This window comes from Candidatus Ornithobacterium hominis, assembly GCF_900538215.1.
GTDB lineage: Bacteria > Bacteroidota > Bacteroidia > Flavobacteriales > Weeksellaceae > Ornithobacterium > Ornithobacterium hominis.
Window position 1 is genome coordinate 132783 of record NZ_UNSD01000008.1, and the last position, 14872, is coordinate 147654.

Consider the following 14872-nt stretch of genomic DNA (forward strand, 5'->3'; position numbering starts at 1 on the left):
TTATAAAAAAGTTTCTTAAAATATTAAAGTTTAACGTATTAGTTTGAACGTCAAATAAATACAAGTGTGTGTGGCTTTGAAGCAAGTAGCAAAAGAGGGATTCAATTATATCGATTTAATGAAATTTTTGAAAAGCCTTTAAAATTGTAGATAATGAAATGTTTATTGTTAAGATTAAGAAAACTCGGCAAAATTGAACTAAGAATCACAAAAAAACACTGGGTTTAGAAAATAAATATAATAAATTTTAATAGTTAAAATCAGAATCCTATTTTTGCAGTAAAATTAAGTTCTTAATGTTAGGAAGAAGACAGTTACGTGCTAAAGCTATGCAGACTTTGTATGCTTACTACCGAGGCAATAACAACCTGCGGGCAAACGAGAAAAATATGATGAATGGAATTTATGAAATCCAAGATTTATACCATCTCATGCTAGATTTGCTATTGGCAGTAAAATACGAGGCAGAGGCTAGTATTCAAAAAGGCTTAGAAAAAAATCTCCCCTCGGCAGAAGAAGCTAATCCCAACTATCGTTTTGTCAACAATCCTATATTCAAAGTTTTAGAATCCAACCCAGAGCTAAATGAATTTAGAGAAAAACACGGAGAACTAAGCTGGGCAATAGAAAGTTCTTACCCGTCTAAAATTTTTAAAGCCTTAAAAAATTCAGAAGAATATAAAAAATATCAATCCGCAGAGAATGTTTCATTCAATCAGCATCGCCGCTTCATCATCCGTTTATACAAAGATTTCATAGCACCGAGCGAAGAAATTTATAGTTACATCGAAGACAAAAAAATCAACTGGGCAGAAGATTTAGCAATAGCCAATACAATGGTACTAAACACGATACAATCTTTTATCGCAAAAAGTGACGAGAATACCAAACTACTGAAGTTACTTTTAGACGAATCTCACTTAGAATTCACCAAAGAACTAGTAAGAGAAAGTATCGCCCATGAGGTCGAGTTAAATGAAATTATAAAAAATAATGCAAGCAATTGGGAGATTGACCGCATTGCGCTGATTGATAAAATTTTGATGCAAATGGCATTGGCAGAATTTCTCTATTTCCCGAATATTCCACCAAAGGTTACAATCAATGAATACATAGAAATAGCAAAAGATTTTTCGACAGAAAACAGTGCGATTTTCATCAACGGAATTTTAGACAAATCATTAAAAGATTTAACCGAAAAAGACAAAGTTCGTAAAAGTGCCCGAGGTTTGATGTAAATTAGTATCTTTGCACCAACTATAGAATTTAATAAAATAAAAATGAAAAAAGTAATACTGCTGGCAATCATAGGCGGAATGCTAAACCTAGCTTGCGAAAAGAAACAAGAGCAAACAACACAAGCAGCACTGCCAACCCAAGCCGAACCCCAAGCCGTAGACCCAGCAAATGCACCTGTTTTCACATTAGAGCAAGAAAACTACGATTTTGGCGACGTAAAAGCCAATGAAAAAGTAACAAAAATAATTACTTTCATCAATACTGGAGCTTCGCCTTTGCAAATCAAAGATGCAAAAGCCAGTTGTGGCTGCACCGTACCAAAATATAGCGATAAACCCATCGCACCAGGAGAAAAAGGAGAACTAACGGTAGAATACACCGCACCAGCAATGAATGGCAAGCAAATGAAAACAGTTATTTTAATCACAAATACGGCAAATCAACAAGAGGAGTTCAAGATCTCAGCCAATGTGGTAGAAGGTCAAGATGCGCCAGCATCACCAGCGCCAAATACTAATGTTGCACCGCCGCCAACGTTTAACTAAAAATTTAAAAATATGGGAGGAGATGGAATGACATCAATTTTGTTTTTTGGGTTAATGTTCGTCGTGATGTATTTCTTTATGATACGCCCACAAATGCAAAGACAAAAAAAAGAAAAAAAATTTCAAGAAAATTTAACGAAAGGAACACGTGTAGTTACTACATCAGGAATTCATGGGCGTGTAGCCGACATTCAAGGTGACATCATCTTGCTAGATACTGGCGCTAGTAAACTAAGAATTGAAAGAACAGGAATCTCACAAGAGCTTTCTATGGCAAGGTATGATAAAGATACCGCAGAATAATTTTTTAAAGCCTTAAGAAAATATTTTGGGCGGCATTTACGGCTATCCATTCCAATTCCGCAGCCATCTGCTTACAAAAAAATAATGCCAAAAGAGTTCACACCTGCGTGTTCCACTCTTTGGCATTTATTTTTTGTTATCGCATCTGTCTTTGCGGGATTTTCATTTCTATCCGTGCCGCAATTTAGTGATTAGAAATCAATCAGTTATAGATGATAGACTATTAAGGGCCGTAAAATAAAAAGTGCAAAAAAGAGAAAGAGATAAAAGCCGATGAAAACGGCTTGTATAAAGGGATTGAGGGCTATTTGCCCTCTTTTTAAAAACAAAATGAAATGTGCAAAGATCTACCATTTACTACCATTTTATTACCATTAAAATACATTTAATTACCGCTTAAATTACTCTTATAACCATTCTGAGGGAAATACCCGCAATCTATGACTATATGCGGCTTTAACGGCTCCTTTTGACCTCTCATATAACAGATATACTGCTCTATTTTTGAAAAATGACTGAAACACTAAAAAATGGATTAGGGACACACTTAGGGACACAAAAAATGCTATTTTTTTGGTTTATAATAGGGGTATATACACACTTTTAAAGCAACTTAAAGCCTTTTTTTGCTTTATAATTGGGGTGTTTAACACTTTTAAAACAATAGATGTTTTTACTTAGATGCTTGATAATCAACTATTCTAATCTAATTACACCAATTACCAGTGCTATTTTCCTAATGTCGTTTAATGGAATCTCGAAGGGATCGTACTTTTCATTGTCGGATTTACAGATTAAAACATCGTCTGTTTTGCCTTTTTTTAGGCGTTTCATAATTACACCTTGGCTGATGGTGTCTAAAACATAAACCTTATTCCATTGTACGAAAAGAAGCTCATCAATTAAACGACAGGCAACAACATCACCACTGCTATATTTGGGATACATAGATGAACCACGCACTGGAATTAAAAAATCTACCTGCATCCCATCGAATAGTGGAATTTCGTAGCGTTCTTCTATTATATCAAAGTTTATTCCCTCAATATCGCTGCCGGAACCTGCAAAGGTGTCAAATGGCAGTAGCGGAATACCTTTCCTGTTATGTTTTGCGGGTGTCTCTGGAACCTCTCTATCTTCTTTCAACATATCACCTTTGCCAGTAAGAAGCCAATTCGCATCAATTTCATTGCATTTTGTGTATATTAAATCTATGTCAAATGTGTTTCTTTTTCTCCAGTTTGATAAAACTTGAGGTTTTACATCTAAATATTTAGCAAACTTCGCAAGTTTATGCAGTCATCAACCCAGCAGGCAGCGGGAAAACAGTAGCAATGAAGCATTATGAAATGAACAACGCAACAGCCTTTATGGTGCACTGCAATGAGTTTTGGAACCGAAAGGCTTTCCTTATGGAACTGCTACGAGTGATGGGGCGTGATAACACAGGGATGAATGTAACGGAAATGATGAGCGAAGTAGTAAGCACATTGAAAAAGATTGAAAATCCTGTTTTACTTTTTGATGAATTTGATAAGGTGAGCGACCAAGTGCTTTACTTTTTCATTACGATTTACAATCAGTTAGAAGGCGATTTTGCTTGCCTACAATGCCTTGATTGATGAATTAAGCGATGATATTCTGCTGAGTGATGACGGCACTATTCACCCAGCCATCATCAAATCATGGCAAGATAAAATTGAAGTGCAAATTGACGGTAGTATGACTGCCAATGGTGAAATCTCTAGAGTAAAAGCATTCATTGACCACAAACAAAATATTTTGACTACGGGGAAAATGGAAGTTTCTATTAAAATTTTACCAGTCGGTTATGCCAAAGAAATTGATGTGTTGATAGGTTTTACAACAACGATTAAAGAATAATTAAACGCTGATTAAACAATAATAAAAAATACAATGGCATTTAGTAGCAAACAATATGGCTGGTGTGATATAACTGTTTCGTTCGGAGGGCGAATCATTGAAGGGATCACGGCAGTAGAATACAAAGAAAGTCAAGAAAAGGATTACTTGTACGGTCGAGGATGCAGGCCGCACGGTGTGGTAAAAGGGAATCGCTCGTATGAGGGTAAAATTTCCATTTGGCAGTCTGAACTGGAGGCAATGACCAGAGACACCAGAGATAATGACGTGTTGAATTTAGAATTTTCTGTCATTGTGGCCTATGTGCCGCGCGATGGTGGGCAGGTAGTAACAGACGTATTAAAAGGCGTTCAGTTTACCGAAGTGGCAAAAGGTATGGCACAGGGCGATAAAAACAAAATCATTGAAGTGCCGATGATGTTTATAGGTGTAAAAAGACAACAGTAAAAAGACGAAAGATACAAGAGCCAAAAAGCAAGACTCAAGACTTTTTGGCTTTAAATAAACTTTAAAAACCAATTAAAACTTATTTAAAAATGAAAAATACAGAAATTACACAGAAACAAATAAAGAAATTACACAGAAACAAATAAATGAATGGAAAGCAAAATATGGAGAGGTTTTCAAACTGAAAATAGAAGACAAAGAATGCTATTTGAAAACTCCCGATAGAAAAACATTAAGCTACGCATCATCTATTGCTTCCAAAGATCCTCTAAAATTTAATGAAATTTTATTGAATAATTGCTGGCTTGAGGGTGATGAAGAAATTAAAACAAAAGATAGTCTTTTCTTGGCGGCATCATCTAAAATTGCTGAAATTATTGAAGTAAAAGAGGCAGAACTGGAAAAGTTATAGAGCAGGCTGTGGTAGTGGAAGATGAACAGCCTATAAGGATTTTGGATGCCCAGTTACGCTATTTCTTTCACATAGACCCAGACCTGCTCAATGATGAGCAATGGGCAATGCGTGTGCAGGAACTAAATTGGATACGTAAGCAAGAGGCTAAACAAAATCAAGCTTGACGTTTCTTTTTTTGCCACGTTCCCCAAAGCATAGCTATTGCACTTACAAGAAAAAACACCATGAAGTTTAAGAAATAATCATTTGATACAAAAAATATCAGCACCGATACTATACACAAAGAAATAGCACCAAAAGGATTTATACTGGAAAGATAAATATAATTTCTAATCAGCATAATCAAAAACCCAATCGCTAGAGCAAACAATAAGATTGATAAAAAAGGAATTACCATACCCCAAAGATATAAAAACTAATGGCATCAGTATATGAATTTATTATTTCGGCAAAAGATTTAGCCTCTGCTACTGCGGGAAAGGTATCTGCTGCAGTAGATAAAATCAATACTGTTGCCCATAAGGCTACTGCTTCTACTACTAAAATGCAAGCCTCTGCACAAACAGCATTTGGTAAAATTTTGACTTCTACCAAGTCTGCTGTAAGAGGTTCAGCTACGCTCCAACATTCTATTGATGAATTACAAGACAAGCTTGCCGAGCTGAATAAAGTGAAGTTTGGCACTGTATTGAAAAGTGAATTTGCTGCTGTAAACAAGAAAATCAAAAAAACTGAAAATAAAGATAGAGCATCTGAGAGTTGTGATAGAAGACTACTATGAAGCCAAAACTCAGCCAGCGCAAACAGCAGCAGGAAAAGTTGTAGATTCAATTTTACAAGATTTGATGATGAAATTAGAGAGGAAACTCATCAGCAAACGAGGAGAGGGCAAAGAATTTTCTATGACCTTAAAGTATCATGAGGCTTATTCTCTAGCCAGCATTGCCCATGCACAAATGCGCTTTGCTTCAGGTGAATTTGAGAGGAACGTATACCGACTACTCACCCAACAAATTGAAAGGCAGTTATGAGAGAAAGAAGTTTTATTATCCTCCCCCAAATCCTCCCCCAACCCCTCCAAAGGAGGGGAGAGGGGGACTCAAACGCCAACTTGTGAAATTCGAGTTGGCGTTTTACTTTTGCGTTATGACCCAGCGTGAGAGACTTCGTAAACGTAATAAAGCCGTAAGGGCTACCTTTGATGCTTTGCAAAGGCGGCATCCGCAATGGCGTTTAGATGCTATCATAGACAAGTTGTCCGAACGTTATTTTGTTGCGCCTAGGACAATAGAGGCAATTATTAAGCGTGAAGCTGGATATGATTATTGATTTTGGCATTCAAATTATTTTGTATATTTGCATTATAAAATTAGCGGTCCATCGAGGCGGCGTACCCTTAGGCAGAATAATTTATTTATTCTGCCTATTGAATTTATATAACTTTCCTTTCCAGTAAAATTGCACTTCATCAAACTGGTAATGTGGACTTTTAAAAACATCCTTAGCCCTTTTTTTCATGGTTTCAATATTAAAATTAGATAGGTAGCCGCAGTGAATTACAGCTATACTATTTTGTTTCATCGACGCTTCATTTGCACGTTTAAGTATATTTTTTATAGCTGACGGTCGTTTCACATCATAATAAATATTGTTTACCCTTAAGTCAGGATTATTAAATAATTGATACTTTGGGAAAATTTTCAACCTATAGCCTTCCAACTCTTTTTGGGTAATCACAGGCAAAATTTCTATTGTATTTTTCTCCAAGGCAAACGCCTTTGATACCTCTAATATTTCTTGATAGTCGTCGATTTCTTTCACCAACAAATGTTTTAAAACCCTACCTTTATTTTTGTATATTTCTAGAAACTGGGTTTCTCTTGGCAATTCGTATATTTCTTTTAGAGTTTCAGTATCTGTTTTACCAAGTGGATTAAAAACAAGCTGACCTAATGCCTCACCTTTTTCACTATGGGTTAACCCTAATTCATACGCACTTTTTTCAAAGACTTTCCCACTCTGAGCGGCATTATTTTTAAACTCCACTTTTAATTGCCCGTTGGGTATATGGGAGCTCACGGGGTCGTCTGTACGTTCTACATCACACCTGCACCCCCAATCGTTGGGTGGATAGTGTATTTTCCACCACGGGTGTTCTATGGGCAATACAATGCCGTCCCACTCACGGTGCTGGGCGCGCACACGTTCATCGCCTACGGTTACATATTTTAAGTTAGGGTATAAATCCTTGGTTCTCTCAATATCTTGCCACTTACCCGCCATGTTTGCCGTTGCTACGGTTTGGTGGTATTCTGTTTTTAGCCAATTTTTATTGTAGTCTTGATTTATAGATGCGCCAACTTTTTTAAATTCATTCCAAGAAATGAAATCGCCTTTGTGCCATAAGGCTTCGGTTAGAGATTTTTCAAAAGACCGCGCTTTAAAAGCTGAGAATTGTGCGATATTGGCGTATAGATTGGCGGCTAATTCTTTGCTATAAAATTCAAAAGTAGGGTTATACCCCACATCTACGGCAGCGGTGAAATAGAGATCTCTTTCTTTAGATAGCTTCAAAATAGATTGCTCTACTTCATTCACGGTCAGCTCCTTGGTTTCTATAGCAAAATCTAAACACCACCTGGCTAAAAACTGAATATGATTTATCCATAGCCGTAGGGCAAAATTCTGCTGCTTACGTGAGAGCCATCACAGACGCAAAAAACGGAGGCACACGCTATTACGAATACCAAACAGCAGGGGACAAGAATGTACGTGCAGCACATCAAGCTTTAGACAGAAAAGTGTTTGACATCCTCTCGCAAGGAGACAAAGCAATATGGCCACCCAATGGCTATGGGTGCAGGTGCGAAATGGTTCCGCATAGTGGCGGAGCTCCTGTAACAACTTGGGATAAAGGAAAAGCCTTGCTAATGGCAAATGATAAATATTATCAAGGCTCTCAATTTGTTATCAATAGAGGCGACTTAAAACAAGTTTTTACCAACAAGCAATTTTACCGTGACATCAAAGGCTATCCTGAAAAAATTAACCAAATGACCTTTGATAAGTATGGCCTGGAAAAATGGGAAAATTTTAAAAATGATTTAAAGTCTATTAAATTAGATAAAACCATTACTGCAGAAAATGTAACCGAATTGTTTAAACCTGAAAAAGGAAAAGATTTTATGGGTTTTAGAGATTATTTAGATAGAAAAATTTTTATTAAAAAAGATAATTTTAATCATCACGTATCAGGATATTATACTAATGAGCATGAATTAAGACACAAGTTATTCCCACACATTAATGAAATATTGAACAATCCAGATGAAGTTTGGACATCAGATTGGAAAGGAAAAACGCAACGCAGATATATTAAATTTTATAAAGATAGGGTATTAATTGTTACAACTGAATTAAATGAAAAAGAACCTGGTATTGAAATCACATCTTGGTATAATATGAAAGGTAAAGAATCTAACACAAGAAGTGGAATATTGATAAAAAAGAAGTAAAGAGTTAATAAATTCCCCCTTTGATATACAGTGAGGAAATAGGCTTAAAAGTTATTACTTCGTCTAACAGATTACCATTTGCAGGACTTTATTAACTCCGACGACACAAAGATATAAAAAATTATGGCAAAACGATTATTGATTGTGAATTAGATAAACACTATGGTTTAGAAGTCAAAACTTGGTATAGTAATAAAATTAGTGAAAAGGATTTAAGACAAGGCATCTTAATAAAAAAAGGAAAGAGTTTATAAAATCCGCCCATGTAAGTCCAGAGGGGGTATAGGTAAGAAGCACTTCCTTATGTCATGCAAGCATCCATCTTAAAGGACTTTATAAACTCCGACATCACAAATATACAAAAATTATGGCAAAACAAGCAAAACTAACTTTACTCATAGATTTAGCAGATAAATTAACTTCTAAATTAGGGGCAGTAGAAAGCAGATTGACTAAATTTCAATCCAAATGGCAAAGCAAACTGAATAACATTACAGATAATTTTGCCAACAAAATTGGCATGTCTGGCGAAAACCTTAAACGTGGGCTCACCGTTGGGGCAATGGCAGGCGTTACGGCTCTGGGTGTTTTATCTACCAAGGGCGTGCAAGCTGCAGAAAAGTTTGATAGTGCTTTTCTCCCTATCAAGCAGCTCAACCTTGATAAAAGTGCAAGTGAGCTGAACGATTATAAAAATCAAATCAGAGACGCCTCTTTTGAAATTGGAATGAACATAGAGCAAGGAACCAACGCCGTCTATGATTTGCAATCTGCCACAGGTACCTATGGCAAAGATGCTATTGATATTTATAAAAAAGTAGGTAAATACAGCATCGCTACTGGAGCCGACGTCAATGATGCCATGAACTCTACCACCAAGGCAATGAAAGCCTTTGGCTTGAGCGTTGCTGATATTGATGACTTATTAGAAAGCAATGCCAAAACCGTGCAAACAGGTATCACAACTTTCAATGAATTAGCCAAAGTACAAACAGAATACGCTGGTGCAGCTGCATCTGCAGGGCAGGGCGTTGATACTGCTAATAAGGTTTTTGCTATGTTCACCAGTATCGCCAAAAATTCTGATGTTGGGGCAAACATGGCTAAAACCTTTTTTCAAGGTTTGGGCCAGCAGGCTGATAAATTTGAAAGCGTACTGAAAATCAAAGTTTTTGATGACAAGGGTAGCATGCGCCAAGCGGATGAAATTTTAAAGGATATTTCTGGCAAGTTCAAGAACATGAGCGACCAGCAAATCACACAAGCCATCAACGCCATAGGTGGGCCAGAGGGGCTAAGAGGTGCATTAGACAAGGTGAAAACAGGCGCAGAGGATATGATTAGCACCTTTGATGCCTTTGATAGTTCTGCTTTTAGCATGGAAGCTGCCATCAAAAATGCCGAAGGTGATTTCGCTACAATGAAAAAGGTATTTTTTGACCGCATTGAAATTCTAATGACAAAATTTGGTGAAAAGATAATGCCTATGATTGCCAGCATTTTTGATATACTCACGCCAGTGCTCAATTTTCTGTACAAAAACATAGATTGGCTATTGCCTGTAATGGGAACATTCATAGGGCTATTAGGTGCCGCTACTGCTGCCGTTTGGTTGCTTAATTCTGCTTTGTTTTCCAACCCCATTGTCTGGGTCATCGCTTTAGTAGGTGGCTTAATTGCCTTGATTGTTGTAGCTATCAAAAAATTCAATGATTGGGGAGCTGCCGTTTTAGCTCTTTTTGGTCCTTTTGGGATGCTGATTTCTTTTATCAAAAATTTATATGACCAGTGGGAAAGCGTAAAAAAAGCTTTTACAGACGGGGGCATTATTGGAGCTTTGAAAAGAATTGGACTAATTCTATTAGACACCCTCTTGGAGCCTATTCAGCAATTGCTTGAACTTTTGTCCAACATTCCAGGTTTAGGAAGTTTAGCCAAAAAGGGAGCTGAAACGATGCTGGGTTTTGGTATTGCTCAAGAAAAGATAATGCCAAACATGAAGATGCTGGGCGATGTAGCTATGGGTAGTGATGAGAAATTAGGAAGTCTTTCGCTGGCATTTGCTCAAGCTGAATTTAACCATCAAACGAGACCCTTTGGTTTTGAATGAAAACGGCATAAATATTTTAGACGCTAAAGAACCTGTGAAAGAAACCATATCAAGCGTACTAGGGAAAAACTCAAGAGATAAAACATTATCTAAAAGAGGGGAAAGATTGAGAGAATTAGTAGACTCATTAGATAAAACAGTACCGAACCATTGCGAGTATTGGATAAATAGGAAGTTCAACTACCAAGAGAAAGATTTTAAAAAATATTTCCGATAGACTTAATTATGAGAAATTTTAAGGCTTAAAAAAATTTTCAAGAAATGCAGAGGGTTACGTTATTATTTAGCCTGCTTCTTTTCAGGCGGAGTACTTTTACGAAGTAAAGACACAAAGAACCAAGCAATTAACCAAACTCTTCAGGAAGAAAAACAAGAAAAAAGTAAAGTATTTACTGAATCTAAAAACATTGTAAAACAGCAAGAAAAGAAGAAAGAAAAAGTTAAAGAAGTTAAAGGCATCCAACTCATTTTTTGGGTTTATTTCTTTGGGTTTTTATTGAGTGTTTTAGCGGATATAACTTGGCGTTTAAAGCCATTTTAAAAAGCATTTAAATTATGAATAAATAGCACAAAATGTTAGAAAAATCCTTGAAAAAAGGAAACATCAAATACCTTTTAGACCAGCGAGTTGCTGGGCTTATTTAGTTAAAAAAATGCACATTTCATTTTTCTTTTTTACACATTTTGTTTTGCGGATTATACAAGGTAAATAAATTTTTTTAAGCCTTAAAAAAAATAAATTATCTCTGAATCTGAAAAACTTCTAAAGCATTTTGCGTAGTAATTCGCCCAATTTCTGCAAGCGAAATACCGTAAATCTCAGCCAATTTTTCAGCAATATAAGGTAAAAAGGACGAGTCGTTTCTTCTCCCACGGACGGGCACAGGAGCTAAGTAAGGCGAATCGGTTTCCAGTACAATGTTTTGAATATCAATCTGGTTTAAGAATTGGTCAATTTTTCCATTTTTGAAGGTAGCCACACCGCCAATACCCAATTTCAACCCTAAATCAATGGCATGGAGAGCCTGATTTTCAGTGCCAGTAAAACAATGAAAAACCCCATTTATTTTTTGATTCTTATGGTCTAGAACTTCAAAAACCTCATCAAAAGCATCACGACAATGAATAACAATGGGCCAATTTTTTTCTAGCGCCCAATCAATTTGTTGGGAAAAAGCTTCCTGTTGAATTTCTAAAGTAGAAGAATCCCAATACAAATCAATCCCGATTTCGCCGATGGCAATGAAATCCCTTTGCTGAATGTAATTCTCTACGATACTGAGTTCTTTTTTGTAAGTATCAAATTTCACATCAACGGGGTGAAGCCCCATCATGGCAAAAACAGTATGAGGATATTTTTTTTCTAAATTGAGCATCGCCTCGTGCGTAGAGGAGTCAATCGCGGGCAAAAAAAACTTTTGGACTCCAGCTTTTTGCGCTTTTTCTATGATTTGCTCTCGATCTTCATCAAAGGCAGAAGAGTAGAGATGCGTATGTGTATCAATATACATGGTGTATTTTTTCTTTTAGAATTTTAATTTCTTCATCAAAGCTTCCTTTAGGGAAATTGATGCTGAGTTTTTCGGCTTTCTTTAGCGTGTCGTATAAAAACTTACGATGTGCCAGCGTATTGGGGTTACGAGGGCGGTGCGCCATTGCTTGGTTTAGAGTTTCTACTTTTTGGTTCAGATTCAAAGTTTCAGAAGAAAAGAATAAATGACTGAATTTTTCCCAAACGAAATTAATTGCCGTCTCATTGGGATGCAGTAAATCAGATTTGAAGTACCTGTAGTCTCGCAATTCGTCCAAAATAATTTCATAGGAAGGGAAGTAATAAACAGCTTGAGGATAATCTTCTAAAACTTTTTCTAAGCCTAAAAATAATGATGACTTACTCAATTGGTTGTCATGAGCGCCGTCTCTCCAATGCCGAACAGGGCTAATGGTAAAAATAATTTTAGCCTCGGGGTTGAGGTCAAGGCAAATTTCCACACAATTTTTTAAGGCTTTAAAAATTTCTGCGGGACTCATCAAGAATTTATGAAATTGAGAGGAAGGCACTTTATGGCAATTCCCCACTGTTATTTTTGCTTTTTTCAACTCATAAACCCAAGCTGTACCAAGGGTAAACACAAAAGCATGGCTCTGCTGAGTATGCTCATGAGCGATTTCTAATTTTTCATTGATATTGGTAAGCGTCTCCGTTAGTTTAGGTCTAGAAAACAGCGTACTGTGATCCCAGCTGAAGTATAAATCTTGGTAATGAAAAATTTCATTTTCCGTGTAAAATTGGAGTGTGTAGATGCGAGATAGAGCTGTTTCTACTGCCCAAGGATGAAAAAGTGTACCAAAAGGATTGACTAAAACTGGGAATTTACTTTTCTGCAATTTTTCGCCAACTTCGGTACTGAAGCAACTCCCCATGAGTAAAATCTTGTCGCGATGAGAAAGCTGAAAAGGAGGAGTTTTACATGAAACTTCGGTGAAAAGTTGCATGGGCTTAATATCGTCTAGAAATCAATCGGTCACTAAATTCGAACAGAATATCTTTGGATATTTTATGCCCCTCTATCTGTTCGATGAAATTTTGAGCTTTTTGTGTATATTCATCTATCATTTCGCTCACGAGTAGATCAACTTTTAATTGCTTGAAGATTCGTTCTACAGCATAGATTTTATCAATATTCTCAGCAGTAATGCTATACCAGTACTTCAATTCTTTTATTTGTTGTTCGTTTCCTTTTTCTAAAGCCTTAATGAAAAGAATAGTTTTTTTGTTTTCAAAAATATCACCAGCTTGTTTTTTGCCAACAGCTGATTTTTCACCAAAAATATCTAATAAATCGTCTTTGAGCTGAAAAGCAATGCCTAGGTTTTCCCCGAACTGATAAATGCGATCGGCGTCCTCTGGCGAAGCCTGGGCTATAATGGCACCAATTTTGAACGCCGCTGCCGTCAATACCCCAGTTTTTTTCTTTATCATATCCAAGTATTCATCCAAATCCACTTCACTCTGTTGCATAAAGTTCATATCATATTGTTGCCCTTCGCATAATTTTGCAGCAGTAGCCGAGAATAGAGAAATGACTTCTTTGAACAAGTGAGGCTCAAGATCCTCAAAAAACTGATAAGACTGAATCAATAAAGCATCACCAGACAAGATGGCTGTGTTTACATCATATTTTTCATGAACGGTGGTTCTCCCGCGCCTTAGTGGGGCGGAATCCATGATGTCATCATGCATTAGTGTGAAATTGTGAAAAAGCTCAATGGCAATACTGGGTTTGACGGCTTTTTGAATAGTCCCGCCAAAAATGTCGCACGCCATTAGAGAAACGAGTGGGCGAAGTCGCTTGCCCCCAAGCTGGAGAAGGTAATCAATGGGTTCATATAATTCAGAGGGTTTCTTTTGGTCAAATCTGAGCGCGTCAAATTGCTCATGAAAAATTTCTTGGTATTTTTTTAATGCTTCCATGCGAAGGACTTTGAGTGTAAAAGTAATTAATATTTGTGGCTAAAAACGAATAATTTTAAATTTTTTGAGCCTTATTTAATTTTTAACCAAAATATTCAGTTGTTTGCAACTTAGCTTTTTTTGTAATTTTAGATTTTCAGTTTACTTTTTTAACCTTCTATGTTTTAATTTATTATGAAATTTATTATGATAAATTTTCGGATATAAAAACTTTGTAAATGTAAAATTTCAATAAAGCTTTAAAAAAAATAATGTTATAATTTCAAATTATAAGCTTAGCAAGTTAGCAAAAAAGCATATTTTTTAGTAAATTTGATGTAATTACTAAAAGTAAAAGTTATGAGAAATTTAAGTTACAAAGGAATTCTTTTGGTTGCAGGATTATTCTTTGCCTTCGGCTTTATGAAAGCTCAAATTTATAATGTTGTGGATTCTGATTTGGAAATCACGGGAACTTCAACTTTGCATGATTGGGAAATGAATTCTGATTATAGTGAAGGTTACCTGAAGGGTGTCGTGCAAAATTCAAATTTGAAGTCAATTCAAGAAATGAGAGTTCAGATGAAGGTGACTAACCTGAGGAGTGGTAAAGATGCAATGGATAAGGTGGCGTATGATGCGATGAAAAATGACCGATTTAAAAATGTGGATTTTGAGCTTATTTCTGCTACTAAAAAAAATGAAAATTGGGTATTGCATGGCTATTTCACTTTTGCTGGAGCCCGAAAGGAGGTAAAGCTCAATGTTGCAGGAAATGTGATTGGTAAAACGATTACACTGATTGGCAGCTACACGTTTAAATTAACTGATTTTGGCATAGAACCGCCTACAGCTATGTTTGGAACAATAAAGACGGGAGACGATGTTTCACTAAATTTTAACATCAAGTTTAAGTAATTGAAAATTAAATATAAAATTTAGCATAGGCTCAAATTAATA

18 protein-coding genes and 1 pseudogene are annotated in these 14872 nt (G+C 36.2%); 14 read left to right on the forward strand and 5 right to left on the reverse strand.

Translation table 11 applies throughout. The features are described 5' to 3' along the window. Positions 1–296: 296 nt before the first annotated feature. From nusB to yajC, 3 genes are read left to right on the forward strand one after another with little or no spacing between them, the layout of a single operon-like run. The gene (nusB, locus tag D5J18_RS07340) at positions 297–1238 is read left to right on the forward strand and encodes a transcription antitermination factor NusB (protein ID WP_119058355.1); all 942 of its coding nucleotides are present in this window, start codon (positions 297–299) and stop codon (positions 1236–1238) included. Between the two features lie 42 nt (positions 1239–1280). After that, a complete protein-coding gene (locus D5J18_RS07345; protein WP_119058356.1) occupies positions 1281–1784 on the forward strand; it encodes a DUF1573 domain-containing protein in 504 nt (167 codons plus the stop codon). Between the two features lie 12 nt (positions 1785–1796). After that, positions 1797–2087, forward strand: a complete 291-nt coding sequence (gene yajC, locus D5J18_RS07350) for a preprotein translocase subunit YajC (RefSeq protein ID WP_119058357.1) — start codon at positions 1797–1799, stop codon at positions 2085–2087. 696 nt (positions 2088–2783) lie between these two features. Here the strand turns inward: yajC and D5J18_RS07355 are convergent. Further along, the gene (locus D5J18_RS07355) at positions 2784–3236 is read right to left on the reverse strand and encodes a S24 family peptidase (protein WP_119058358.1); all 453 of its coding nucleotides are present in this window, start codon (positions 3234–3236) and stop codon (positions 2784–2786) included. Positions 3237–3382: 146 nt separating this feature from the next. On the opposite strand from D5J18_RS07355, the pseudogene D5J18_RS07360 reads away from it, so the two are divergent. The 7 genes and pseudogenes from D5J18_RS07360 to D5J18_RS07390 all read left to right on the forward strand — a co-directional run. Next, positions 3383–3709: pseudogene (locus D5J18_RS07360) on the forward strand (AAA family ATPase); the annotation flags it as partial. Further along, complete coding sequence (locus tag D5J18_RS07365; protein ID WP_133298125.1) at positions 3684–3971, forward strand: DUF2586 family protein; 288 nt, start codon at positions 3684–3686, stop codon at positions 3969–3971. The pseudogene D5J18_RS07360 and the gene D5J18_RS07365, both read left to right, overlap by 26 nt. A gap of 33 nt (positions 3972–4004) precedes the next feature. After that, positions 4005–4418 carry a hypothetical protein gene (locus D5J18_RS07370; protein ID WP_119058361.1) on the forward strand — a complete coding sequence of 138 codons (414 nt, stop codon included), beginning with the start codon at positions 4005–4007 and terminating at the stop codon, positions 4416–4418. A 208-nt stretch (positions 4419–4626) separates the two neighbouring features. Continuing rightward, positions 4627–4830 carry a hypothetical protein gene (locus tag D5J18_RS07375; RefSeq protein ID WP_260377574.1) on the forward strand — a complete coding sequence of 68 codons (204 nt, stop codon included), beginning with the start codon at positions 4627–4629 and terminating at the stop codon, positions 4828–4830. 8 nt (positions 4831–4838) lie between these two features. Next, positions 4839–4997, forward strand: a complete 159-nt coding sequence (locus D5J18_RS08825) for a hypothetical protein (protein WP_165844979.1) — start codon at positions 4839–4841, stop codon at positions 4995–4997. A gap of 254 nt (positions 4998–5251) precedes the next feature. Next, entirely contained in the window at positions 5252–5614 is a 363-nt protein-coding gene (locus D5J18_RS07385; RefSeq protein ID WP_119058364.1) for a hypothetical protein, read from the forward strand. Then, positions 5595–5864, forward strand: coding sequence for a hypothetical protein (locus D5J18_RS07390; RefSeq protein ID WP_119058365.1), 270 nt, complete (start codon positions 5595–5597; stop codon positions 5862–5864). Before D5J18_RS07385 ends, D5J18_RS07390 begins: the two co-directional genes overlap by 20 nt. A 379-nt stretch (positions 5865–6243) precedes the next feature. Here D5J18_RS07390 and D5J18_RS07400 read toward each other — a convergent pair whose 3' ends face one another. Beyond that, the gene (locus D5J18_RS07400; protein WP_165844985.1) at positions 6244–7431 is read right to left on the reverse strand and encodes a phage minor head protein; all 1188 of its coding nucleotides are present in this window, start codon (positions 7429–7431) and stop codon (positions 6244–6246) included. 68 nt (positions 7432–7499) lie between these two features. On the opposite strand from D5J18_RS07400, the gene D5J18_RS07405 reads away from it, so the two are divergent. From D5J18_RS07405 to D5J18_RS07415, 3 genes are all read left to right on the forward strand, one after another. Continuing rightward, positions 7500–8348: a PBECR2 nuclease fold domain-containing protein gene (locus D5J18_RS07405; protein WP_119058368.1), complete on the forward strand. Its 849-nt coding sequence runs from the start codon at positions 7500–7502 to the stop codon at positions 8346–8348. A gap of 367 nt (positions 8349–8715) precedes the next feature. After that, entirely contained in the window at positions 8716–10458 is a 1743-nt protein-coding gene (locus D5J18_RS07410) for a phage tail tape measure protein (protein WP_119058369.1), read from the forward strand. Continuing rightward, the gene (locus D5J18_RS07415) at positions 10409–10675 is read left to right on the forward strand and encodes a hypothetical protein (protein ID WP_133298126.1); all 267 of its coding nucleotides are present in this window, start codon (positions 10409–10411) and stop codon (positions 10673–10675) included. The genes D5J18_RS07410 and D5J18_RS07415 overlap by 50 nt, the downstream gene beginning before the upstream one ends. 523 nt (positions 10676–11198) lie before the next feature. On the opposite strand, the gene D5J18_RS07420 is transcribed toward D5J18_RS07415, so the two are convergent. The 3 genes from D5J18_RS07420 to D5J18_RS07430 are packed head-to-tail and all read right to left on the reverse strand — an operon-like array spanning position 11199 to position 13933. Then, on the reverse strand, positions 11199–11969 hold the full coding sequence (locus D5J18_RS07420; RefSeq protein WP_119058371.1) for a TatD family hydrolase: 771 nt from the start codon (positions 11967–11969) through the stop codon (positions 11199–11201). Next, positions 11959–12954, reverse strand: coding sequence for a GSCFA domain-containing protein (locus D5J18_RS07425; RefSeq protein ID WP_119058372.1), 996 nt, complete (start codon positions 12952–12954; stop codon positions 11959–11961). Before D5J18_RS07425 ends, D5J18_RS07420 begins: the two co-directional genes overlap by 11 nt. Positions 12955–12958: 4 nt before the next feature. Beyond that, on the reverse strand, positions 12959–13933 hold the full coding sequence (locus tag D5J18_RS07430) for a polyprenyl synthetase family protein (protein WP_119058373.1): 975 nt from the start codon (positions 13931–13933) through the stop codon (positions 12959–12961). 339 nt (positions 13934–14272) lie between these two features. Here D5J18_RS07430 and D5J18_RS07435 point away from each other — a divergent pair, with 339 nt between their 5' ends. Next, entirely contained in the window at positions 14273–14830 is a 558-nt protein-coding gene (locus tag D5J18_RS07435) for a YceI family protein (RefSeq protein WP_119058374.1), read from the forward strand. The last annotated feature ends 42 nt before the right edge of the window (positions 14831–14872 follow it).